Genomic DNA, 23,236 nt, shown 5'->3' with positions numbered 1-23,236 from the left:
TATCTGAAAATTACTTAATTATCGTTCCTGCTTCAATGCTGTCGGGCAGTTCGATGACCACATGCTTGTCAGCCTGTGTGGCCGCAAGTATCATAGCCTCGGACTGGATGTTCATCAGCTTTGCGGGTTTCAGGTTAGCCACAACGGCTACCGTTTTACCCAGCATCTCTTCCGCCTGATAGCTCTTGGCGATGCCGGAGACCACCTGACGGATATCGCCGTCGCCGAGGTCAACTTTAAGTTTGAGGAGCTTGTCGGATTTCTCAACCCGCTCGGACTCCACAACCTTTCCGGCCTTTATGACCATTTTCGAAAAATATGCGAAATCGATGGCATCCGCCGCCGCTTCCGCCTTTTTAACATCTGCGGATTTTTCTGCGGGTTTCAGTGATTCCAGCATCTCTTTTTCATCTATTCTGGGGAAAAGCTGTTCGGCCTCGCCCAGTTTCTGACCGCTTTCCAGTCTGCGGACGGCTTTCAGCGAGTTTTCGTCAGCTTTTTCAATGTCCAGTGATGTGTTCAGCTGTTTTCTTATCTTAAGCGCAGTATCCGGCACGAAAGGATAGAGCAGCAGAGACACCAGACGGATGCCGTCCAGCACTGTGTAGAGCACGGAACCCAGACGGGCTTTCTTCGCCTCATCCTTCGCCAGAGCCCAGGGTGCGTTGTCGTCGATATATTTGTTCAGTGCGCTCACAAGCTCCCAGAGGGAAGCAAGCGCCTTGTTGAACGCAAGGTTGTTCAGGTGTGTGTCCACATCGTCAAAAACTTTGCTGATGAGGGCTTCCAGAGCCTCGTCATATTCGCTTCTGTCGGTGTATGCGGGCACTGTTCCGTCAAAGTAGCGGTTGACCATTCCCATTGTACGGTTCAGCAGGTTTCCGAGGTCGTTGGCCAGATCGCCGTTGATGCGGTGGATGAGACCTTTGAACGAAAAGTCGCCGTCCAGACCGAAGGGAACCTCCCTCAGCAGGAAATAGCGGATGGCATCCACGCCGAACTTCTCAACAAGCCAGTTGGGGTCGATTGCGTTGCCCATGGATTTGGACATCTTCTGCCCCTCGACAGTCCACCAGCCGTGTGCGAAAACGCTTTTGGGCAGAGGAAGTTCCGCACTCATAAGCATTGTAGGCCAATAGACGGTGTGGAAGCGGAGAATATCTTTGCCGACCACATGGAAATCCGCAGGCCAGTATTTGCCGAAATTGCTGTCGTCTGCGTTGCCGTAGCCGAGAGCGGCGATATAGTTGGTCAGTGCGTCTATCCATACGTAGATAACATGGTCTTCGTCCTCCGGAACCGGAATGCCCCATTTAAAGGACACACGGGATACGGAGAGGTCACGCAGACCCTCTTTTATGAATGATATTATTTCGTTTCTTCTCGATTCGGGGCGGATGAAATCCTTATTCGCTTCGATATGTTTAAGGAGCGCATCACCGTATTTGCTCATTTTGAAGAAGTAGCTGGGCTCTTTCAGCTTCGCTGTCTCACGTCCGCAAGAGGGGCATGCATTGCCCTCAAGCAGCTGGGTTTCTGTGAGGTAGGTTTCGCAGGGGGTGCAGTACCAGCCTTCGTAGTGGTCGACGTAGATGTCGCCTTTGTCCCGCATTGTGCGGAAGATCTTGCGTACACCCTCTTTATGTCTTTCGTCAGTTGTGCGGATGAAGTCAGTATTTGAAATATTGAGTTTCTCCCACAGGCTCTGATATCTGGTCACAACTTCATCTGCAAGCTGTTTGGGGGTTATGTTCCGCTTCTGAGCCGCCTGTTCGATCTTCTGGCCATGTTCGTCGGTTCCCGTCAGGAAATTTACGTCGTAGCCGCAGAGCCTTTTATATCTGCTGATGGTGTCACACGCCACAGTTGTATACGCATGGCCGATGTGGGGCACGTCGTTTACATAGTAAATAGGCGTGGTGATATAAAATGTTCTCTCGCTCATATCTCTCCTCCGGAATGGTCGTCGAGCAGGTCTTTCAGCCGCACCATATCGTCACCCTCCATAACGGGCTGCTGTTTGCGGCAGCATGAAACTATATCGCCGTCGTATGAATCCTTTTCATACATCAGACAGCACATAAGCCTTCCGCAAACCCCGGAAATTTTCGTGGGGTTCAGGATGAGGTTCTGATCTTTGGCCATTTTTATTGATATGTTGTCAAATTTTCTTAAGAAGGTGGAACAGCAGAACTCTTTGCCGCAGAGGCCGAATCCGCCTATCATCTTGGTGGCGTCCCGAACGCCGACCTGTCTCATTTCGATGCGGGTGCGGAATACCCTTGCGAGGTCACGCACCAGCAGGCGGAAGTCTATTCTGCCGTCAGCTGTGAAAAAGAACGTCAGCTTGCTTCTGTCCAGCGTATATTCCGCCTTGAGGAGCTTCATGTCCAGATTATGCTGAACCACGAATTCTTTGCAAGCCTTGAAAGCCGCCGGTTCGTCTGCGGCGTTTATTTTGCGCTGTTCAAAATCGGCCATGGTGGCTTTGCGGATGACGTTTTTCATCTCCGCTTTGTCGTCCACTTCTATGTCACGGGCGGAATGAATCACGTTTGCCATGTCCTCGCCCTTTTCGGTTTCAACGATAACTTTCTCTCCGAATTTGGCCTCAACGCCGCAAGAGAGGAAATCATATATCTTGCCTGCGGGCTTGAAGGCCACGCCTATGGCATTAACTTTTCTCACTAAGTACCTCAATAGTTTTTATGTACAGGTCAAGCCTGAATATGTCTAAACTGACATTATACTCAAGCCTTTTTAAAATATCCAGTAAATAGTTGGAGAAATCGAGCAGAGTTTCGTTACCCGTTCTCTTATATTTTTCAAGGAGATAGCCGTACAGCGAAGCGCAGTAGGCACGCACTTTCTCTTTGTCGTCCAGAGATTCTATCTCAAAAAACAGCTCAACGGGGTTCAGCGTTTTGCCGAACGTGGGCTGTTTTTCCATATTTTCAAGCATGTACAGAGCATATCCGGCCGAACCGGAGCTGATTGCCACGGCCGCCTTTATCTCATCGTCGGTTTTGTCGCTGTTTGAGCTCACCACCTCACAGACCTCATCGTCGCTGAGAAGCCCGAAGCCTATGCTGATGCATCTTGAGCGGATGGTGTGCAGAACCTGCGGATATCGGGATGTTATAAGAAAGAAATATGTGTCCGCCGGAGGTTCCTCAAGGGTTTTCAGCAGTGCGTTGGCCGCCTCCTGTCCGAAGGTATCCGCACTGTCGATTACATATGCCTTTTTTCTTGCCGTAAGCGGCGTCATGAAGGCGTCGGCCGATATCTCCCTCGCTTTGTCTATCTTAAGCGGGGATTCCTCTATGATGTGTATATCCGGATGTGCGCCGCTGTCCGCCAGAACGCACTGACGGCATTTGCAGTCGGTGAGAAATGCACCGTTCTCGCACAGCACAGCCTTTGCAAGTGCTTTTGCAAAAAGTTTTTTTCCTGTGCCCTCACGGCCGCTGAGTATATAGGCATGATGCAGTCTGTTCTCTTTCAGAACCCTGCCGAAGATCTCTTTTTCCTTCTCATGCCCTATGATTTTCATACAAAGTTATCCAGAATAGCCATAACGTCGGCCAGAACAGCCTCTTTAGGCTGCATGCCGTTTATTGTCCATACGTTCTCATGGGTGTCCGCATACCAGACGAAACCCTCGTGAACCTTTTCGTAAAACTCTGTGCCCAGAGATTCGAACTTGCCCTCGTCCTGCATCATCCCGTCCCTTTTCAGCCTCTCCACAGCCCTGTTCAGAGCCGTTTTCGGGTCTATATCGATGATAAAGGTTATATCGGGCATCCTTTTAACACTATGCTGTGACAGATAGTCCAGAAAAGGCTTGTCCAGACCTCTGCCGAAAATCTGATAGGCATAGGTCGAGGACAAAAACCTGTCGCTTATGACATCCCTGCCGGATTCAAGGTTCGGCAGAACCAGTTTTGTCTGGTGCTCCAGCCTGTCGGCACAGTAGAGCATCAGCTCAGTCTCAGGCTCAAGGGCGAACTTCTGGTTCACCAGAAGCTGGCGCAGAAGCATGCCGACCTCGGTACCGCCCGGCTCGCGGGTGAGTTTCACCCTGCGGCCGAGCTTTGTAAATTCTTTATAGATGCCCTGAGACAGAGTGGTCTTTCCGCAGCCGTCTATTCCGTCCAGAGCTATGTAGAGCGGGTAATCCTTCACTGTGCGCAGTCCGCCTTGGACCCTTGCAGTTTTTCGATGCAGTGGGGAATGGCGTCGATGATGACCTCAAGATTCTCCACCGCCCCTTTGGGACTGCCGGGCACGTTTACTATGAGTGTGTTGCCTCTTGCACCCACAACAGCACGGCTGATGAGGGCACGGTTGGTCTTTTTAAAGCTCTCCATGCGCATAGCCTCTTCAAAACCGGGCATACGCTTGGTGATGACATTGAGCGTTGCGTCCGGAGCTATGTCACGGGGCGACACGCCTGTTGAGCCGTTTGTTACGACAAGATCGAATTTCTGGAGATCGCACATATACTTAAGTGTGTTCTCAAGAGGCTCCTGATCGTCCGCCTGCATTTCGATTCTGGAGAAACATACATTCAGCTTTTCTTTCAGAAGCTTAAGCACTGCGGGGCCTGTTTCGTCCTCTCTCTCGCCTTTGCTCCCCTTGTCGCTGAGGGTTATCACGCAGACGGAAAGTCCTTCCTTGGGTTTAAAAGTGACCTCATCTCCTACTTTTATATCGCCGTCATTTCGGACCACGCCGAATATGCCCTCACGGGGCATAACGCAGTCCCCTGCCTGATAGAATATTGCACATCTGTGGTGGCATATTTTACCGAGCTGGCTGATGGTGATATCGACTCCGCCGATGTTGACTGTATCGCCGACGATGAGGCTCATGAGGTCTATTCCCTCTGTTGTGATGTTCTCAGCGAAATCGCCGCTGGTGACATCAAGCCCCATGTCCTTCATTTTCTTAATGCTCTCTGTGGCCAGCAGACTGACCTGACGGTGCCACTTGCCTGCGTGGGCATCGTTTGCAATCCCGAAATCAGTGACAAGCTTAACACTGTCCACCGGAGTCTTTCTGACCCCCTTAGTTTCGCTTATGTTCAGACTCTGAACTTTAGCCATTTCTTACCCCCTTTGAAACATAGCAAAAATAATATATATTTTTGTTGTTTTGTATTGCAAAAATATAAGAAATGGAGGAGATTGTCAACTAAGGCGGGCTTATTAAGCCTGTTTATCCGGAGGTTAAAAGATGAAAGAAAAGGTGTTCAACGTATCAGGCATGAAGTGCAAACATTGCGTGATGACCGTTACAGAGGCGGTTTCAGAGGTTGAAGGCGTTCAGTCATGCGATGTCAGCCTCGAAAAAGGTACGGTAACAGTTAAATTTGATGATACAGTGGATGAATCCGAAATTTCTTCCGCAATCAAGGAAGAGGGATTCGGCGTTGCATGAAAATCTTTGAGAACAATACACTCGCAATCGGCGAGACTCCATTAATAAAGCTGAACAGCATAAAAGGCACCGAAAAGAACAACATTCTGGTGAAGGTTGAGGGGCGCAACCCCGCATATTCCGTTAAATGCAGAGTGGGAGCATATATCCTTAACGAAGCTATAAAAAACGGTGAACTGAAGCCCGAAATGTCGGTTCTGGAGGCAACCAGCGGAAACACAGGCATAGGTCTGGCTTTTGCGGGTGCGGCTCTGGGATATGAGGTCGCCATAGTTATGCCCGACAACATGAGCCTTGAACGCCGCCTGATGATGAAGGCGTTCGGCGCAAAGCTGATACTCACCGACGGCACAAAAGGAATGGCGGGCGCGGTTGCCGAAGCCGACAAAATGCTTAAGGAAAACCCCGGCAAATACTATCTGGCCAACCAGTTCAGAAACCCCTATAACCCTCTTGTCCACGAAAAGACCACTGGCCCTGAAATCCTCAGGGACACCGACGGATGTGTCGACATGGTGGTATGCGGGATAGGAACCGGAGGAACCATCTCCGGTATAGGCCGCTTCCTGAAAGAGAAGGCAGGAAAGAACGTTGTGATGGTTGGTGTCGAACCCTCAAAAAGCCCCGTCATAACTCAGAAGGTAAACGGCGAAAGACTGAAGCCCGGCCCCCACAATATTCAGGGGATAGGCGCAGGTTTTATTCCTGAGGTTCTGGATCTTAGCACCATCGACCACATGGAGCTGGTTGACGATGCGGTGGCTCTGGACTATTCCAGACTGCTTGCGAAAGCCGAGGGGATAATCTGCGGAATATCATCCGGTGCGGCTGTTGCGGCGGCTCTTGCGGCGGCTGACAAACTGGGCATGACGGGTAAGAACATAGTAGTTATCCTGCCCGATTCAGGCGAAAGATACCTCAGCTCCGGCCTGTTCAACTAAAACAGATAAATAAACTGAATAATAATTAAGAATCCCCTTTGGTGAAAACCGGAGGGGATTTTTTTGTGGGTGGAAAATGAGCGTCATTGCTAACCCTGCCAGAGCTGCGAGCGGCCTGAAGTCTAAAAGACTGCTTCACGCCGTTCGCAGTGACAGGAAAATGAGATTCTTCGGATTTGCCTCAGAATGACAGAAAAAAGGGTCTTCCCTGTTGGTGTTTAGAACCGAGCAGTTCAAGGCGGACGAGAAAAAATTGACGAGCATACATAGAAGTATGTGAGGATAATTTTTTTAAGGACAACGAAGAAATGCGAAGCGTTATAAACGCCGACAAAAAGAGAGGGGAGCCGAAGCCCCCCCTTCCCTTATGACGTGCTGTCGTATAAAAGTCCAACCATCTCTCTTATATTCTTCGATAACTTTATCGCTTCCTCAGATGGTATCTGTCTTATAACTTTTTGTTCATCCTTATCGATGATCTTAACGATTACCTCGTTAATGGAATCATCAATCCTGAACTCACGTCTGACGTTCAGGGAATCCAGAGTTTTGTTAAGCTCGCTGACGGCAGTGTTAACTTCGTCTTTGCGAGGCTTTTTTTCCTGCTCCTGACTCCCGCTTCTGCTGCCTTCCTTTGCAGGCACAGTCTGGCGTTGTTCATTCGTGTATGCAACATTGCTGGTTCTGGTGTCTGCGGCAGTTGGTGTAATACTAATGCTACTCATGATTCCACCATCCTTGCATCAGGGGGCTTAGTTAAAAGCCCCCATAATTTTCGGCAAACTTAACCAAGAAGTTGCAGAGCCAGCTGAGACTGAGCGTTAGCCTGAGAAATCATAGCTACGCCAGCCTGGCTGAGGATCTGATTCTTAGTGAAATCTGACATTTCTGAAGCCATGTCCAGATCACGGATTCTGGATTCGGAAGCTGTCAGGTTCTCTCTTGTAGTGTCAAGGCCTGCGATGGTGTAGTCAAGTCTGTTGATCTGAGCACCGATTGTCGCTCTTGCACTGGAGATCTTGTTAAGAGCTGAATCTATCATTGTGATAGATTTCTGTGCGCTTTCCTGATCTACCATAAGCACATCTGAAAGACCCAGAGCATAAGTGTCTGCCTGAGCGATGCTTGTGTTGATGGTCTGACCTTCGTTTGCGCCTATCTGAAGCTCTGTGGAGTTATCGACAAGGTGAAGTTTGATATCTTCAGCTGTTCCGGCATTGAAAGTCATCTCCTTGTTGGTGTCGTCCCAAGTGATGTCAAGACCGAGTGCGCTGTCGACTTTAACCTCAACGCCTGCGATAACGTTTTTCAGTGTATAGTCGTTAACTTTATCCGAGCCTACAGTGTTGCCTGTGTGGGCATCTGTAACCTTGATTGTCAGCTCGCTGTTCTCGCCTTCCTGAATTGTGGCCAGAGACAGAGCGTTGATGAGGTTTTCGTCACCAACGAATGACAGTTGGCTGTCATTGCCCAGTTTCGCTGTCTGAATAACGAAAGAACCTTTCAGAGCTTCGTTAGTGTTGTCAGTTTCAGTTGAAACGTAGTTTACAAGGTTGTTGTTGACATCGGAAACCACGTCGCTGGTTTCGCTTGTTGCGCCCATGCCCAGTGCCTTGATGGCATCTGTCATTTTGGTTTCGAAATCGGAAACTGTGTCATCGCCTTCCAGATAGATGGTTTTTGATGAACCGTTACCGAAGATTGTCAGCTCCTGAGTCTGGTCGAACAGGTTGCGTCCGTCACTGGTGGTGAACAGTGCAATGTCTCTCAGTTTGGTGCTGGATGTTGCAGCTTCGCCGCCGCCTCTTACTTCAAGGTTGAAGGAGTCGGTCTTGGTAAGACCGTTAGCATCTGTAGCGTTGCTGCCTTCTTTGAAGTTAAGGGTCATAGAACCCACATCAATGTTACCTGTGCCGCTGTCGATGGATGCATAGTAAACTGTTACGTTGTTTGCATCCACAACGTCGTCGCCGTTATCCTTTTTAGTCAGCGAGCTTGCGGTTGTGAAGTTGATTGTGGGGCCTGCCTGTCCGGAGGGACCATCGGAAATTTTGATGGTACCGCCGCCTGATGATGCGATGCTGTCAGCGGTTGTAACAGCACCTGACTGAGCCAGAAGCACTTTGTCACCAGACTGGATTTTGCCGCTAACGCCGAGGCTGATGGTCATGTCGAAGCCAAGTGTACCGCCGGCTGTGTCTGTCAGAGCTACCGTGTCAGCTGAAGATATGCTGATAGTGCTGCCTGTTGCAGCAGCTGTAACGGTTACCCAGTCGCCAACATCGCCTGTTTTGGCGTTGATGAATCTGATTTTTGCAGAAATTGCAGTTGCGCCTGCTGTTACATCCTGATCGAATTTAACTTCGACGTAGCCGGATGAAGTTGCAGTTGAAACTGTTGCCGCTGTTGCTACTGAGAATGAGGAACCTGCCTGCTGATATGAACCTGTAACTGTCATAGTTGCAGATGTGTTAGCAGAAACGTCGCCCACGTTCACTGTGTAGTAGCTTGTGCCGGAAGTGGCCATTGTTTTGATGTCGGTTACAGACGTAACGTTTGAATCGTTGTCGCCTGCTGCGCCGTCTTCAACGATTTCGCCGCCCACTGCATCAGAGTTAAGTGTCATAACGTCTGATTTGTAGACATAGTTTTTACCGGGGTCAACAGTGACTTCGAGGTTATAGTTGCCCTCTGCCACTTTGCCGGTAACAGCTACATCGATGGAGTTTCCTTTGTCGGTTGACCACAGTGCAGTGGCGTTTCCGTTAAGGAGCTTTTTGGTGTTGAACTCAGTTGAGGAGGCAACACGGTCGATCTCTTCTTTCAGCTGATCAACCTCTTTCTGGATCTCCGCACGGTCGTTTGAAGTGTAAACGCCGTTGGATGCCTGAACAGCCAGCTCTCTCATTCTCTGAGTCATAGACTGGATTGTTGCCAGACCGCCCTCTGCGGTCTGAAGCATAGAAATACCGTCCTGAGCGTTTGATGATGCTCTTTTGAGACCTGAGATCTGTCCGCGGAGTTTCTCAGAAATAGCAAGGCCGGATGCGTCGTCTGCGGCACTGTTTATTCTGAGACCGGATGACAGTTTCTCAAGGTTTTTTGAAATGTTGCTGCTCGTCTGATTCACATAATTCTGAGCGATCAGCGAGTTGACGTTAGTATATACTGTTAACGCCATGATATACCTCCATGTTTGAATCGTGTCGGCATCCTTGCCGACAAATACTAAATTGTTGCGCGTCGAAAATTGCCGTTTTTAAAAGAAACAAAACATAAGAGCCTGACCGATAGATCCTCCTGCCGAAAACGAAAAAAGGCCGATGCTTCAATGTCTGAATGCATCGGCCTGATTGTTTCAGTACCTGTTTTTTTAAACTGTGACCTGCAAAACCCTTGTCCAAGGGGCGTTACAGGCAATATAGAGTTTTTCTGAGAATCATATCGGCAGGAATATGGATAACTTTAGAGAAAAGACGTGATTATTTCGTCCGGGTTGAAATAGATTTATTGAAATGTAGTTTCGGGATTCAAAATAAACCGTTACGAGGCTGTTCTCACCTGGTTTCTCCTAATAGATATTTTTTCACCGTTTTATAATCGGACATTAAAATAAATACTTTTGCCCTTTTTTCAAAAAAATCAAAATTTCCATAATTTTATTGACGCACCGCACAGGCGGCGGGTATTATTTTTCCTAACGGGGGAACACCATGGACATTAAAGAAAAGAACTGGCAAACGCTGAAACAGAAATATCCCCAGATATATGAGCGGCTGCTGGCACTGCCTGCACAATCTGACTACGCAATCATCATGTCCTCCAAAGAGGGCATTGTGCCCAACATGAAAAACCTTAAGACAGGCAGGCTTTTCTATAACCCCGTAAACCCTATGGCCGAAGTTCATCAGGATATTAAAAACAGAAAGCTCAAAGTTGCCCAGTTCAACGTTTTTCTGGGTGCGGGAATGCTTTATCACGTTTTCGCTCTGTATGATCTGGTCAAGGTTCAGGGCGGTTCGCACTTTATAGTGGAAAAGAACCCCGACATTCTCCGTGCTCTGATGGAAGTGGTGGACATATCCGCCATCCTGACCCATCCCAACGTTCACTTTCTGGTGGGAGAGGAACTTCCCGTCATATTTACGACAATAAATAACGTGCTCACAGCCACCGATACGAAATTCTACGTCAAGACGGTGAACTTCATAGAGCAGGCTGTGGCCTTTTCTGAGAATAAGGAATATTACCTGAACGTTGTCAGAGCCACTAAGGACGCCATTAAAGAGGTTCTGAACTTCTTCGGCAACGACCCCCACGACTCAATGATAGGCATTGAGAACACACTTCTGAACATTGACGAAATACTCAACAACCCCGGAATAGATCAGCTAAAAGGCGCCTTTAAGGGCAGACCCGGAATAGTTGTAGCCACAGGCCCATCGCTGAACAAGAACGTCGAGCTTCTGCGGGATGTGACGGACAAAGCCGTTGTCGTAGGTGCGGATGCATCTATGAGGGTTCTGGCCAAAAAAGGCATGAAACCCCATATGGTCTGCTCGCTGGAGCGGATGCCGCCAACTGCAAAACTTTTTGAAGAGCTTTCACCGGAGGCATTTGAAGATGTATATTATGCTGCTGCCCCAGTTATCAGCCCCATTACATATCAGACATACAAGGGCAAGCGTATCATAGTATACAGAAACTTTGCCACCTTCAAATGGCTTGATATAGAAAAGGGTACACTAAACATCGGTCCATCATCTGGAAACATGGCATTTAAAATACTCGAATATATAGGCTGCGACCCCATAATACTAATTGGACAGGATCTGGCGTTCGGCGAGGACGGAAACACACACGCAACAGGCAGTACATTCGGCGAACGAGAATCAACATACTACGAAAACTGTTTGTTGGTGGAGGGCAACTACTCACCGCAGGTTCGCTCTTCCAGGGTCTGGAACATGTTCCTGAACTACTACCACAAGGACGTGCTGAACTCTCAGGCAAAGGTTATAAACGCCACAGAGGGCGGCGCAAAGATACACGGCACAGAGATAATGACCTTTAAAGAGGCAATCGGAAAATACGTCACCGAATCTTTCGATCCCCTCGCAGCCATAAAGAAGACTCTGACCTATCCAGACGGCGAAACTCTAACCGCTCAGCGGAAACAGGTTCTGGATAAGGTTGATCAGGGACTGATGACCTGCGGAAAATCCATCGAACTGTTCAAAGGATGCCATGCTCTCTGTATGGAATACATCGAAAAGGTCTGGATTCCGTTCAGTCAGGGACAGCCATACAACGAAGCAGAGGGCAACAGAATTGTCACTGAACTGGAACAGAGCGTCCAGATTTTCAGAGATCCGGATTTCTTCAACGTTCTGATGCACTACGTTCAGTCGTATGCCATAAAGACCATGATAGAGGTTCATGACATAACCGCCAGAGATCTGCCTGTGCACGAGATTCAGGTGAACGTGGTGAGCATTCTGAAAGATATGTATGAAGTGATGATTCAGCTGATAATAAAGATGGAGGAACTGCTGAAGGTTCTGAAAGAGAAACTGGAAGCGGAGCTTATATCCGGATGATCGATGGGTTGAAGCCTGTGATGCATTCCGCACCGGAATTTTTCACCACATAGGTATTCTCAAGCCCCACCAGACCCACGCCGGGGATTCCGCGTTTGGGTTCCACAGCGAACACCGTGTTCTCCTCTATGGGCGCATCAAACCCTTTTGCTATGACCGGATACTCGTCTATCGTAAGCCCTATTCCGTGGCCGAGGAATTTCACCCTCTCCTCACGCACACCCATGAAATATTCAAGAAAAGACTCATCGAGAGGGGTCATGACCTCTTCATATATTTTTGAAGGCACAGCCCCCGCCCTGAGGCGGGACACCGTATCCTCAAGTATCCTGACGCATCTTTCGTGATACTCATAGGCCTCGTCCGGAAGCGTTCCCAGCGAATAAACCTGAGTCTTGTCGGTGTAGTAGCCGTCCACCATACAGCCTATGTCGATGAAGATCAGCTCGTTATCCGCAAGCCTGCGGTCGGCGTTTCCGAAGAACGGAGCGGCAGGACCAAACCCCAGAATTCCGCCCGGCCCGTCAAATGTGTTGTGATACATGGAGTTGTCGCCGAAACAGACCTGCCCCATGAACATCTCGGTATTGAACATTGAGAGCCTTGCAACACCCTGATGTCCGTTGTTCAGCATGAACCTCAGAACTTCCGAACCAAGCTCAACCTCGCTCATCCCTTTTTTTGCCACCGAGGGCACGAAATCGTTCAGGGTTTTTGCATGAAGTTCGCCGGCTCTGCGCATTATATCAAGCTCGTAAGAGGTTTTCACCGAACGGACGACCGAAAGCACAAAGTCGCAGGAGAGTATCTCTTTGAAATTGAAGTATTTGTTCAGCCTTTCAAAATAGGCAAGAGGAACAAACTCCTTCTCAATATGGACACGGCTGCCGCAGTCACCCGCAGCAGCCGCTATGTCTTTAAAACTGTTTATCTTTACCAGAGAGGAAAATTCCGATTCGACCTGTCCCCGCTCAAAACTGCGGCGGACATAGAAAACAGCGTCTCTGCCCCTGCGGACAAGGAGTACGCCGTTCTGCTGCGTTCCCGTGAAATAGTAGATGTTCACCTTGTTCACAATCATCACCGTCTCCCAGTCGGGACACAGCGAGTCCATCCTTGCGGTGAAGTTTGACATCCTCAGTTTCAGTTCGGCAGCGGGCACTTTCGTCAAATCAGCTCCTCCAGCGATATTTTTTTGGTAGCCAGAAGGTTTCTCATTTTGCTGAGAACCCGCTTCTCTATCTGGCGCACACGCTCCCTTGTAATGCCCAGATCGTTGCCGATGGCCTCAAGGGTTTCGGGGTCGTTTCCGCCCAGTCCGTAGCGGCGGATGATTATGACCTTTTCGTTCTCCGACAGGAAGGTCAGCCATTTGAAAATGATGTCCTTCTTGCTGGAGTTCTCAATGCGCATGTAGGGATCGCAGTATTTTTCGTCGTCGGTGATAAATTCGTGCAGAGTGCTGCTTTCGTCACTTCCGACGGGCATATCCAGTGAGGTATCCTGTTTGATGGCATCGAACACTTTTTTCAGAGTCGAAAGGGGCATCTTGCAGGCGGTTGAAAGCTCGTGGATCGTGGGTTCACGCCCCAGCTGCTGCTGGAGGTCTGTCTGGGCACGCATCACCTTGCTGATGTTCTCGGACATGTGCACGGGGATACGCACCATGCGACACTGGTTTATTATGGCACGCTCAATGGCCTGACGAATCCACCATGTGGCATAGGTGCTGAATTTGAAGCCCTTTGTGTAGTCAAACTTCTCAACAGCCTTCAGAAGGCCTATGTTGCCCTCTTCCACAAGATCAACAAGGTTCATGCCTCTGTTGATATATTTTTTGGCGATGGACACAACCAGACGCAGGTTGCACTTTATCATTGTTTCTTTGCTCTGGGGACAGCCTTTTTCAATCCCCTGAGACAGCTCAACTTCCTCGTCTCTTGAGAGCACGGGGTATTTTGATATCTCGTTGAGATAGATTTTGAATACTTCAAGGTCATCGGATGAATAGTCGACCTTGACGTCTATCTCCACCTCACATTCTTCGAGTTTTTCATCAAACTCTTCCTCGAGTTTATCCTCGAGAATTTCACCTTCGTTCATAACAGCTCCGAGTAATAAAAGGTAAATTGTTTGTAGTGCCGGATGACACTCTTTTTGACTTGTCCGGGCAAAATGTAGTTGAATAATTTTGGATTTTGAACAGCAGGCATCCGCAGTTTGTCAATTGAGCCGTTCTGACGGTAATGGTTTTTTGTTCCATACTCCGGTCTCCTGCGGGGGCTGCCGTAATCGATCAGCGCAGGTTTAATGCGCTCTGTCTAAATGTAAAGCACGCCTGAGTTGCATTGTAACGAAGTTATAAAAAAAAGGGAAGAACTAAATAATCAACACAAAGAAAATTTGACACTTTTCCTTGACTTTTTGAATTCTTATGTTCCGACAAAATCCACGAATGAACAGAGTTTGAGAGGCTCCTGGGCTATATTACCGCCTTTTTTGGTAATTTTCACAAGCTTGCCGTTAACGGGAATGAGCATAAGTCCACCCTCCGCAAGCTGGTCAAGAAGCTCCTGCGGAATTGATTTGCCTTCCGCCGTACAGATTATCCTGTCGTAGGGTGCAAACTCGTCCCAGCCCAGTTTCACAGGCTCCAGCTTCATCTTGACGTTGCGCAGGGGGATTCGTTTGATTATCTGATATGTTCTGCGGTGCAGTTCGCCGATACGCTCAACAGTATACACAGTGTCGCAGAGTCTGGCCAGAACAGCCGCCTGAAATCCTGAACCTGTGCCTATTTCAAGCACTTTGTGATGTGGTTCCAGCTCAAGGGACTTGGTCATATACGCCACTGTGGAAGGTTTTGAAATGGTCTGTCCGTAACCTATGGGCAGAGCGTCGTCAACGTAAGCCATCTTATACATGGCCTCATCCAGAAACTTGTGGCGGGGCGTCTTTGCGAACGCCTCCATCACCTTTTTGTCCCATTCGCAGTTGGGACCCACTGTCTTTGAGAAGTATTCCTCTGGAATCCTTATATGTGTCATAACCTTATTTGTGTTCCTATGCCCGAATCGGTGAATATTTCCAGAAGGACAGAATGGCTTATCCTTCCGTCGATGATGTGTGATTTGCCGACGCCGCCCTGAACAGCCTCCAGAGCGCAGTCAATCTTGGGGATCATGCCTCCGGTGAGGGTTCCGTCCTTTTTCAGGATGCGTATCTTTTCGGGAGTCAGGGTCGAGATAAGCTTGCCCTCTTTGTCCAGAACGCCTTCAACGTCGGTTAGAAGAACCAGCTTTCTGGCCTTAAGAGCCGCTGCAATGCTTCCCGCAACGAGGTCTGCGTTAATGTTGTAAGGCTCGTAGTCCTCACCTATTCCCACAGGGGCGATTACGGGGATGAAATCTTTGGCGATGGTGTTGAGCACCTTGACATCAATTGACTTTACAGAACCGACATGGCCGAGATCTATGATTTCGGGGGTTTTAACGAAGTCGTCCCCCTCTTTGATGAACAGTTTTTCAGCGGTGATAAGGTTGCCGTCCTTGCCGGAAAGGCCGATCGCCTTGCCGCCGTTGCGGTTTATGAGGCTGACGATATCTTTGTTTATCTTGCCCGCCAGCACCATCTCAACAACGTTCATGGTCTCGGAGTCGGTGACTCTCATTCCGGAAATAAAGTGACTGGGGATATTCAGCTTTTTCAGCATATCGCCGATCTGGGGGCCGCCGCCGTGGACTATCACGGGGTTTATTCCGATGTATTTAAGCAGAACCACGTCACGGGCGAAGCTGAATTTCAGCTGATCGTCCACCATTGCGTGACCGCCGTATTTTATTACAATAGTTTCGCCGTAGAATTCTTTGATGTACGGCAGAGATTCGATGAGGACATCCGCCTTTCTGATAAGTTCCTGCATGTTCATCCTCCGCATTGTATTATCGGATAAAATCTTACATACAATCAGAAATAAGTGCAAGAAATGTTATTCGGCGTAAACTCCCTCTTCAAATGCGCCTCTGACGGCAGTTTTTATCTCTTCGGAGAGAGAGAAGACCGCCATGGCATAGTTGATTCTGGGGTTGTAGCGGGAAATAGCGTATAAGTTATTGTAGAGTATCCAGTATTCCTTCCCGTCAGTCCCGTCCAGAGTGTAAAGGATGGCCTTTTGCTCGGGGTTTGCGGGGGTTCTGGGGGTTATTCCGTTTGCGGTTAGCTCTTTCAGCTTCTTAACGGGGCGCATGGAACGGGTGTCGAACTGCTGCCATGCATCGCCCGAAACGTCCGACTGAACGGCAGTCTGTTCGCCCAGTCTGTAGCCGTGGGCTGAAAGATATTTGGCAACGCTTCCTATGGCATCGGGCATGGAACGCACGAGGTCGGTTTTGCCGTCACCGTCAAAATCCACTCCGAACTTATCGAAGTTCGACGGCATGAACTGGGGATAGCCTATTGCTCCGGCATAGGAACCCATATAATTATGCGGGTCGACGTTCTCTCTGTCGGCAATTATAAGCAGCCATTTAAGCTCTTTTGTGAAAAATGGTCTGCGGTTTGGCGAGTTGAACGCCAGAGTGGCCAGCATGTCTATGGCTTTCAGTTTAAGCTGATATTTTCCGTAGTTTGTCTCAACGCCGATTATCGCAGCTATGACATATCTGCTGACACCGAACTGATGCTCGGCTCTCACGAGGTCTCCCTCGTTTGCCAGATAAAAATCCAGCCCGCCACGGACACGGTCGTCGGTTATGAACAGTTTTCTATATTCACCCCATGGTTTTGCCTCTGTGGGCGCAGCGGTTCTGTTCAGAGCTATCTCGCTGATGTTTGCGCCGTACATCCACCAGAGAACCTTGTCTCTGGGCACGCCGTAACAGCTCTCCATATTGTCCGCAAACTCATGGAGCTCTTTGTTTATTTCAAGTGCTTCCGCACGGCCGAAAATCATTATAGTTAAAAGCAATAGTAAGTATTTTTTCATAGATGTTTCTGGTCTTTTAATAATTTTAGTTTATAATCGGATAGACAGTCTTAAAGCATGAATGTTTTAAAATGGGAAGAATTTTTTAATATAAATCCACCCCAACCCTCCTTTGCTAAAGGAGGGAGCTTTCCCCCTTTGACAAAGGGGGATCAAGGGGGATTTACATTATTAACGGATTAAACCTATGGAAGATTACAATAAAAACCTGAAAAAATTCTCCCGTGATTTAAGGAAAAACATGACTGATGCGGAGCGCAGAATATGGTGCCGCATAAAAGGAAAACAGGTTCCGGATGTCCAGTTCTACCGACAAAAGATACTTGATAATTTCATAGTGGATTTCTACTGTCCCAAAGCCGCCTTAGTAGTCGAAATCGACGGCGGACAGCATTTTGAAAAGGATGCGGCGGAAGCGGATGAGAAAAGAGATGAAAAGCTCAATGAGCTTGGAATAAAGGTTTTAAGATTCAATAACGCAGAGGTCATGACTAACACAGACGGGGTCATGGCTTGCTTATATGAGGAACTGAAAAAGAGGACATAATATATGCTTGTAGCACCATCGATACTCAGCGCAGATTTTTCGAGACTGGCGGAGGAGATAACCGCCATAGACAAGGCAGGAGCCGACTGGATACATCTGGATGTGATGGACGGAATGTTTGTTCCGAACATAACCTTCGGTGCGCCTGTCATTAAAGCATTACGCAAGACCACGGAGAAGGTGTTCGACGCTCACCTGATGATAGAGAAGCCCGACAGATACCTTGAGGACTTCGCCGCAGCAGGCTGCGACTACATAACTGTTCATCAGGAAGCATGCGTTCACCTGCACAGAACAATCTCCCGCATAAAGGAGCTGGGCAAAAAGGCCGGAGTCTCTCTTAACCCCGCCACCAGCCTTGCCACCATAGAGGAGATACTGCCCGATCTCGACATGGTGCTTCTGATGAGCGTAAACCCCGGATTCGGCGGACAGAAGTTCATTGAGAACACCTACGGCAAAATTTTGATGCTGAAACGGATGAAAAAAGAGGCCAAGCTTGACTTCGTCATTCAGGTTGACGGCGGAGTGAACGGCCAGAACATTGAAAAACTTGCGAAAATGGGCTGTGAGTGTGTGGTGGCCGGAAGCTATGTGTTCGGAAATCCGGACTATAAAGCGGCCATCGAAAGTCTTAAAATTTAATAAGAATATTTTACACCACATCGCATTACAAATTCTATGTCCGTATGGTATCATTATTTAATTAATAAATACGGAGGAATCAGATGGGCACGACTATACTTGTTGTTGATGACGAAGCTGAAATCAGGCTCTTATACCGTTCCGAACTTGAGGACAGAGGTTTCACCGTAATAGAGGCATCCGGCTCTGCCGAGTGCTACGATGCGCTGAAAAAAAACAAGGTGGATCTGATTCTGCTGGATATAAAGCTCAAGGGCGAAAGCGGGATAGACATTCTCCAGCATCTCTCCTCCGGCGAAAAAAAGGTTAAGATAATTCTGGCAACTGCCTACAGCGCATATCAGGATGATTTCTCAACATGGCTTGCGGACGGTTACTGGGTCAAATCCCTCGAATTTGACAATCTGATTGAAGAGATCAACAAGGTACTGAATAAAAATTAATTGTTTTCGGAGTGATTCTTATGAAAGCTGTTGTTATGGCGGGCGGATTCGGAACCAGAATCCAGCCGCTCACTTCAAGTGTGCCCAAACCCATGATCCCTGTTTTCAACAAACCTATGATGGAATACATAATAGGCTCTCTGAAGGCGGCGGGCATAGTAGATATCGTCATTCTTCTCTATTTCAAACCGGAAGTTATTCAGAACTACTTCAAAGACGGTTCCGATTTCGGCGTGAAGATAAATTACGTTCTGCCGGACGACGATTACGGCACGGCGGGAGCTGTTAAAAAAGCTCAGAAATATCTGGATGAGCGGTTCATAATCGTAAGCGGCGACCTCATCTCGGATTTCAAAATACAGGAGATAATCGGTTTCCACGAGGTAAAAAACTCGCTGGCAACAATAACCCTTACCTCCGTACCCGACCCGCTGCAGTTCGGCGTGGTTATCACCGACAAGGAGAGCAAGATCCTGCGTTTCCTTGAAAAACCGGGCTGGGGCGAGGTTTTCAGCGACACCATCAACACAGGCATATACGTTTTCGAGCCTGAAATTCTCCAATATATCCCCGAGGATTCGAATTTCGATTTCTCAAAAGATCTCTTCCCCAAACTGATGGCAAGCGGCATAGACATTTACGGTTTCAACGCCAAAGGCTACTGGCGTGACGTGGGCAACCCCGATTCATACCGTGCGGCACTGCTGGACATAATGGAGGGACAGGTTCACCTTCCCCTCTCAGGCACTCTGCGTGAGGAGAAGACCGCCCATATCCATGTCGGCGAGAACGTTGTGATAGATGAAACAGCACGTTTTGAGGGGCTTGTGGTTCTGGACGACGGCTGCGTGGTCGGCAGAGAGGCTGTAATAATCGACTCTGTCATCGGCAAAAACTCCGTTATCGAGGAGAAGGCGAAGGTCACCGACTCTATACTCTGGAAGGACTGCCTTGTGGGCAAGAGCAGCGTCATTAAGAACGCTGTCCTCTGCGACAGGGTGAAGCTCAGCTCAAATGTCAAGGCGGAGCACGGCGTCATAATCGCCGAGGACACAGAGGTGGGCAGTCAGGTCATTTTTGAAAAGGATGTGATGGTCTGGCCGGAAAAGCAGATAGAAGCCGGCTCCATAGTCAGCAGTAACCTTATCTGGGGCGACAAGTGGAAAAAATCCATCTTCGAAGGCGGAAAGGTTTCAGCCAGAACCAACGTTGAGCTTTCTCCGGACATGGCGGCAAAACTGGGTGCGGCACTGGGAAGCCAGCTTCCGCAGGGCGCAAGGGTTCTGCTCTCCAGAGACTACGACCGAGCCTCACGAATGCTTAAGCGATGCTTCCTCGGCGGACTTCTGTCCACAGGAGTGAACGTTACGGAACTGCGCATGACCCCTCTGCCCATAATGAGGCATAAACTGGCGATGTTCGGCGAAGTGGCGGGTGTTTACTTCCGCCAGTGCCAGACAGACCCCACCAACACAGAAATACTTTTCTATGACGATTCCGCATTGCTGATAGACAGCAACACTGAGAAGAACGTTGAAAGGATATTCTTCCGTGAGAACTACCGCAGGGCAACGCAGGACGACATAGGCGAAATATACGACCAGATGATGGTCAACGAGTTTTATAAGGAAGGGGTGCTTAAGAACATCGACATAACACTCCTGAAAAGCCGCAGAAGCAAGATAGTGGCCGATCTGATGAACGGCACAACGGATATGATATTCCCCGAGCTTCTGAACAAGGCGGGTGTTGACGCTGTGGTGCTGAACGCATACAGAGACGAGAAAAAACTCTCCAGAACCATGCACCAGAGCGAGATAAGTTTTAAAGAGGTCTCAAAAATTGTAAAAGTGACCGAGTCCGAGCTGGGAATCGTGGTTTTCCCCCACGGCGAAAGGCTGGGAATAATCACCGACAAGGGCGACATGCTGTCCGAGGACAGAGCCCTGATGTTCATGCTGAAACTCATCGACCTCACCGCTAAGGGCAAAATACGGGTTTATCTGCCCGCATATGCCCCCACAGTGCTGGACGATTCGCTGATGAACGTTGAGATAACAAGGGGCAAGGGTTCCGGTCTAAAGGCTGAGTTCCTGCGGAATTTCTATTTCACGGGGGATCTCAACCGCAATTTCATCTTCATCCGCAACGGAATCCATGCGGATGCAATGTTCAGCTCACTTAAGATGCTGGAGATGATGGCCCGACAGAATGTAAAAATAAGCGACGTGCTGAAGACCATTCCCGAATATTTCTTCAGCCACACAGTCATAAACTGCCCCCTTGAGATGAAGGGATATCTGATGCGGAAAATGAGCGAAGAGGCCATGGAGAAAGAGGCATCGTTCCTTGACGGCATCAAGATAATGTTCAAGGGCAAGGGATGGGTGCATATGGTTCCCGACCAGTTCACCGCAAACGTACACCTGTACGTTGAGGCGGCGACAAAGGCCGACTACGACAGCATCCACGGACAGTACAAAGAGATGATAAACGGATGGCTTCAGGAGCAGGAGTAGCATGAAAAAACTCAGGCTGTGCTTCTTATGGCATATGCATCAGCCCTACTACAAGGACGACCTTGACGGGCAATACCACATGCCCTGGGTTTACCTGCACGCCCTGAAAGATTACTACGAGCTTCCTTTTTACCACAAAATATACGGACAGGTGAAGGGCACATACAACCTTGTGCCCTCTCTCCTTGTCCAGCTCGCCGACTACACCACAACAGACGTTGCCGACACCTTTATCAGGCTTATGAAAAAGGATGTGCGGGAGCTGACGCAGGACGAAAAGAACCTGCTTATCCCTCAGCTTTTCATGGCCAACTATAAAAATCAGGCCAAGCCGCTGAAACGATACCGTGAGCTTTACGACCGCAAAGGGGACACTCCGCTGTTTGAAACGGCAAAGCTTAATTTTTCAGAGCAGGAACTCACCGACCTTCAGATAATGTATCTGATAAGCTGGTGCGGAATTTTCACACGCAGAAATGTCCCTGTTATTCAAGAACTTATGGACAGGGAGCGGAATTTTCTGCACAAGGACAAGCTGAACCTTCTGGAGGCTCTGGCAGACTTTATAAAGTCCATTCTTCCGCTGTATAAAGATTTACAGAACAGCGGGCGAATCGAAGTTTCGGCCACACCCTTTTACCACCCCATCCTCCCTCTGCTGCTGGATCACAGAAGCGCAAAGGAGGCACTGCCCGACATGCCAATGCCCAGCATAAATGCGGACTTCTCCGCACATGCAAGGGTGCACGTTCAGTCGGCGGTGGACTATTTCAGAGATATTTTCGGCAATCCCCCCAAAGGCATGTGGCCTGCGGAGGGGAGCATTTCCAATAAAGCGGCGGAACTTTTCCGCAATTGCGGAATCCGCTGGATAGCAAGCGACGAGGACGTTCTGTCGGCTTCCATAGGCCGTGACCTGCGTGACAAACATCAGAGACAGAGGCTGTATAAAAAGCACGGTTTCCACACACCCGCCGGCGGCATAAACATCTTCTTCCGTGATAAGGAGCTTTCAGACCTCGTGGGGTTCACCTACAGCGGGTGGGATGCGGGGAAGGCTGTGGACGATTTTATGACCAAGCTGGCAGAGATCTATGACCTGTGCGATTTCTCTCCCATAGTGCCTGTGATTCTGGACGGCGAGAACGCATGGGAATACTATCCCGACAATGCATCAAAGTTCTTCGACCTGCTCTACATGCGGCTCTCCTCCTGCAACTGGGTTGAGACGCTCACAATGTCCGAGGCGACTGAGTGCGACACTCCGGAAGAGCCTCTGGACAGGATACGGGCTGGATCGTGGATATATGCCAACTTCACCACATGGATGGGACATCCTGAAAAGAACGAGGCATGGCGGATTCTGGCGGAAGCCCACAGCAGATATGCGGCAAAGGCCGATATTGCGGAAAACAGAGAACTGATAGAGAAGGAACTTTTTGCGGCGGAGGGTTCGGACTGGTTCTGGTGGTACGGTGACGACCATTTCAGCCTCCAGTCGGACGTTTTCGACAAGCTGTTCCGCAGGCATATAGCAAACGTTTACACACTGCTGGGCGAAAAAGTGCCGCAGGAAGTGAACAGACCCATCAAAAAGAGCCACAAATCAGGGCTTCTCAAAGCTCCGGCGGGGGAAATATCCCCTGTCATCGACGGACGTGTGACCAGTTTCTTCGAGTGGCTGGGGGCGGGCAGATTCGACCTCAAGTTCGACGCAGGGGCAATGACCGCTTCGTCGAACGTTATGCACATGCTCTATTTCGGATTCGACAAAGAGAATATATACATGAGGCTGGACGGCACTTTCAGGGAGATAGCCAATCTCGGCTACGAGCTTGATGTGGAGATAACGGCGGGGGAAACGAAGCATTTCACCTTCCCGCTCATCAACGAATACAACGACGACAGAGGGATGCACTCCTGTCTGGAGTCGGTGTTTGAAGCGGCTCTCCCCAGAAAATTTGCCAACGGCACAGAGAAGATATACGTCACGTTCCGGCTGAAAAGGGACGGCAGGATTCTGGAAACCGCACCCGTGTATAACACGGTGGAGATAGACCTGACCCACGACAGCGGACGGGACTGGATTGCGTAAGAATACATTATATGTCACTG

Annotated in this window: 20 protein-coding genes; 8 read left to right on the top strand and 12 right to left on the bottom strand. The window is 49.1% G+C overall.

Translation table 11 applies throughout. From position 1 onward, the window contains the following. Nucleotides 1–10: 10 nt before the first annotated feature. Genes metG through C8D98_RS04895 form a run of 5 tightly spaced genes read right to left on the bottom strand, consistent with a single transcriptional unit; the run spans nt 11 to nt 5,108 of the window. Nucleotides 11–1,945 carry a methionine--tRNA ligase gene (gene metG, locus C8D98_RS04915; RefSeq protein WP_132872563.1) on the bottom strand — a complete coding sequence of 645 codons (1,935 nt, stop codon included), beginning with the start codon at nt 1,943–1,945 and terminating at the stop codon, nt 11–13. Then, on the bottom strand, nt 1,942–2,688 hold the full coding sequence (locus C8D98_RS04910) for a PSP1 domain-containing protein (protein ID WP_132872562.1): 747 nt from the start codon (nt 2,686–2,688) through the stop codon (nt 1,942–1,944). The genes metG and C8D98_RS04910 overlap by 4 nt, the downstream gene beginning before the upstream one ends. Further along, on the bottom strand, nt 2,675–3,553 hold the full coding sequence (locus C8D98_RS04905; RefSeq protein WP_132872559.1) for a DNA polymerase III subunit: 879 nt from the start codon (nt 3,551–3,553) through the stop codon (nt 2,675–2,677). Before C8D98_RS04905 ends, C8D98_RS04910 begins: the two co-directional genes overlap by 14 nt. Beyond that, nucleotides 3,550–4,185 carry a dTMP kinase gene (gene tmk / locus C8D98_RS04900; protein ID WP_132872557.1) on the bottom strand — a complete coding sequence of 212 codons (636 nt, stop codon included), beginning with the start codon at nt 4,183–4,185 and terminating at the stop codon, nt 3,550–3,552. The genes C8D98_RS04905 and tmk overlap by 4 nt, the downstream gene beginning before the upstream one ends. Further along, complete coding sequence (locus C8D98_RS04895; protein WP_132872555.1) at nt 4,182–5,108, bottom strand: MOSC domain-containing protein; 927 nt, start codon at nt 5,106–5,108, stop codon at nt 4,182–4,184. The genes tmk and C8D98_RS04895 overlap by 4 nt, the downstream gene beginning before the upstream one ends. Before the next feature lie 130 nt (nt 5,109–5,238). Between C8D98_RS04895 and C8D98_RS04890 the strand changes: the two genes are divergently transcribed. Both C8D98_RS04890 and cysK read left to right on the top strand, forming a co-directional pair. Beyond that, on the top strand, nt 5,239–5,442 hold the full coding sequence (locus tag C8D98_RS04890) for a heavy-metal-associated domain-containing protein (protein ID WP_132872554.1): 204 nt from the start codon (nt 5,239–5,241) through the stop codon (nt 5,440–5,442). Next, nucleotides 5,439–6,383 carry a cysteine synthase A gene (gene cysK, locus C8D98_RS04885; RefSeq protein ID WP_132872552.1) on the top strand — a complete coding sequence of 315 codons (945 nt, stop codon included), beginning with the start codon at nt 5,439–5,441 and terminating at the stop codon, nt 6,381–6,383. The genes C8D98_RS04890 and cysK overlap by 4 nt, the downstream gene beginning before the upstream one ends. A 365-nt stretch (nt 6,384–6,748) precedes the next feature. On the opposite strand, the gene C8D98_RS04880 is transcribed toward cysK, so the two are convergent. Then, the gene (locus C8D98_RS04880; RefSeq protein ID WP_132872550.1) at nt 6,749–7,108 is read right to left on the bottom strand and encodes a flagellar protein FlaG; all 360 of its coding nucleotides are present in this window, start codon (nt 7,106–7,108) and stop codon (nt 6,749–6,751) included. Nucleotides 7,109–7,167: 59 nt separating this feature from the next. Then, entirely contained in the window at nt 7,168–9,564 is a 2,397-nt protein-coding gene (locus C8D98_RS13970; protein ID WP_132872548.1) for a flagellin N-terminal helical domain-containing protein, read from the bottom strand. A gap of 532 nt (nt 9,565–10,096) precedes the next feature. On the opposite strand from C8D98_RS13970, the gene C8D98_RS04870 reads away from it, so the two are divergent. Next, a complete protein-coding gene (locus tag C8D98_RS04870; protein ID WP_132872546.1) occupies nt 10,097–11,983 on the top strand; it encodes a motility associated factor glycosyltransferase family protein in 1,887 nt (628 codons plus the stop codon). Here the strand turns inward: C8D98_RS04870 and C8D98_RS04865 are convergent. From C8D98_RS04865 to mltB, 5 genes are all read right to left on the bottom strand, one after another. Continuing rightward, nucleotides 11,970–13,145 carry a M24 family metallopeptidase gene (locus tag C8D98_RS04865; protein WP_243640922.1) on the bottom strand — a complete coding sequence of 392 codons (1,176 nt, stop codon included), beginning with the start codon at nt 13,143–13,145 and terminating at the stop codon, nt 11,970–11,972. The two genes, C8D98_RS04870 and C8D98_RS04865, sit on opposite strands and share 14 nt — an antisense overlap. A 5-nt stretch (nt 13,146–13,150) precedes the next feature. Continuing rightward, nucleotides 13,151–14,086 carry a sigma-70 family RNA polymerase sigma factor gene (locus tag C8D98_RS04860; protein ID WP_132872543.1) on the bottom strand — a complete coding sequence of 312 codons (936 nt, stop codon included), beginning with the start codon at nt 14,084–14,086 and terminating at the stop codon, nt 13,151–13,153. Between the two features lie 329 nt (nt 14,087–14,415). Continuing rightward, complete coding sequence (locus C8D98_RS04855; protein ID WP_132872541.1) at nt 14,416–15,030, bottom strand: protein-L-isoaspartate(D-aspartate) O-methyltransferase; 615 nt, start codon at nt 15,028–15,030, stop codon at nt 14,416–14,418. Continuing rightward, the gene (gene argB / locus C8D98_RS04850; protein WP_132872539.1) at nt 15,027–15,905 is read right to left on the bottom strand and encodes an acetylglutamate kinase; all 879 of its coding nucleotides are present in this window, start codon (nt 15,903–15,905) and stop codon (nt 15,027–15,029) included. The genes C8D98_RS04855 and argB overlap by 4 nt, the downstream gene beginning before the upstream one ends. 66 nt (nt 15,906–15,971) lie before the next feature. After that, nucleotides 15,972–16,967, bottom strand: a complete 996-nt coding sequence (gene mltB / locus C8D98_RS04845) for a lytic murein transglycosylase B (RefSeq protein ID WP_132872537.1) — start codon at nt 16,965–16,967, stop codon at nt 15,972–15,974. 187 nt (nt 16,968–17,154) lie between these two features. Between mltB and C8D98_RS04840 the strand changes: the two genes are divergently transcribed. The 5 genes from C8D98_RS04840 to C8D98_RS04820 all read left to right on the top strand — a co-directional run bounded on the left by C8D98_RS04840 (nt 17,155) and on the right by C8D98_RS04820 (nt 23,216). Then, nucleotides 17,155–17,514 (top strand): endonuclease domain-containing protein, encoded by a 360-nt coding sequence (locus C8D98_RS04840; protein ID WP_132872535.1) that lies wholly within the window; start codon nt 17,155–17,157, stop codon nt 17,512–17,514. A 3-nt stretch (nt 17,515–17,517) separates the two neighbouring features. Beyond that, complete coding sequence (rpe, locus tag C8D98_RS04835; RefSeq protein WP_132872533.1) at nt 17,518–18,159, top strand: ribulose-phosphate 3-epimerase; 642 nt, start codon at nt 17,518–17,520, stop codon at nt 18,157–18,159. 83 nt (nt 18,160–18,242) lie between these two features. Beyond that, nucleotides 18,243–18,602, top strand: coding sequence for a response regulator (locus C8D98_RS04830; protein ID WP_132872531.1), 360 nt, complete (start codon nt 18,243–18,245; stop codon nt 18,600–18,602). Nucleotides 18,603–18,622: 20 nt separating this feature from the next. Further along, nucleotides 18,623–21,121, top strand: coding sequence for a sugar phosphate nucleotidyltransferase (locus tag C8D98_RS04825; protein ID WP_132872529.1), 2,499 nt, complete (start codon nt 18,623–18,625; stop codon nt 21,119–21,121). A gap of 1 nt (nt 21,122) precedes the next feature. Beyond that, nucleotides 21,123–23,216 carry a glycoside hydrolase family 57 protein gene (locus C8D98_RS04820; RefSeq protein ID WP_132872527.1) on the top strand — a complete coding sequence of 698 codons (2,094 nt, stop codon included), beginning with the start codon at nt 21,123–21,125 and terminating at the stop codon, nt 23,214–23,216. Nucleotides 23,217–23,236: the final 20 nt, after the last annotated feature.

The organism is Seleniivibrio woodruffii (assembly GCF_004339245.1).
GTDB lineage: Bacteria > Chrysiogenota > Deferribacteres > Deferribacterales > Geovibrionaceae > Seleniivibrio > Seleniivibrio woodruffii.
Note: the sequence above shows the minus strand (reverse complement) of the source record. Positions and strands in the feature narration are given on the sequence as shown.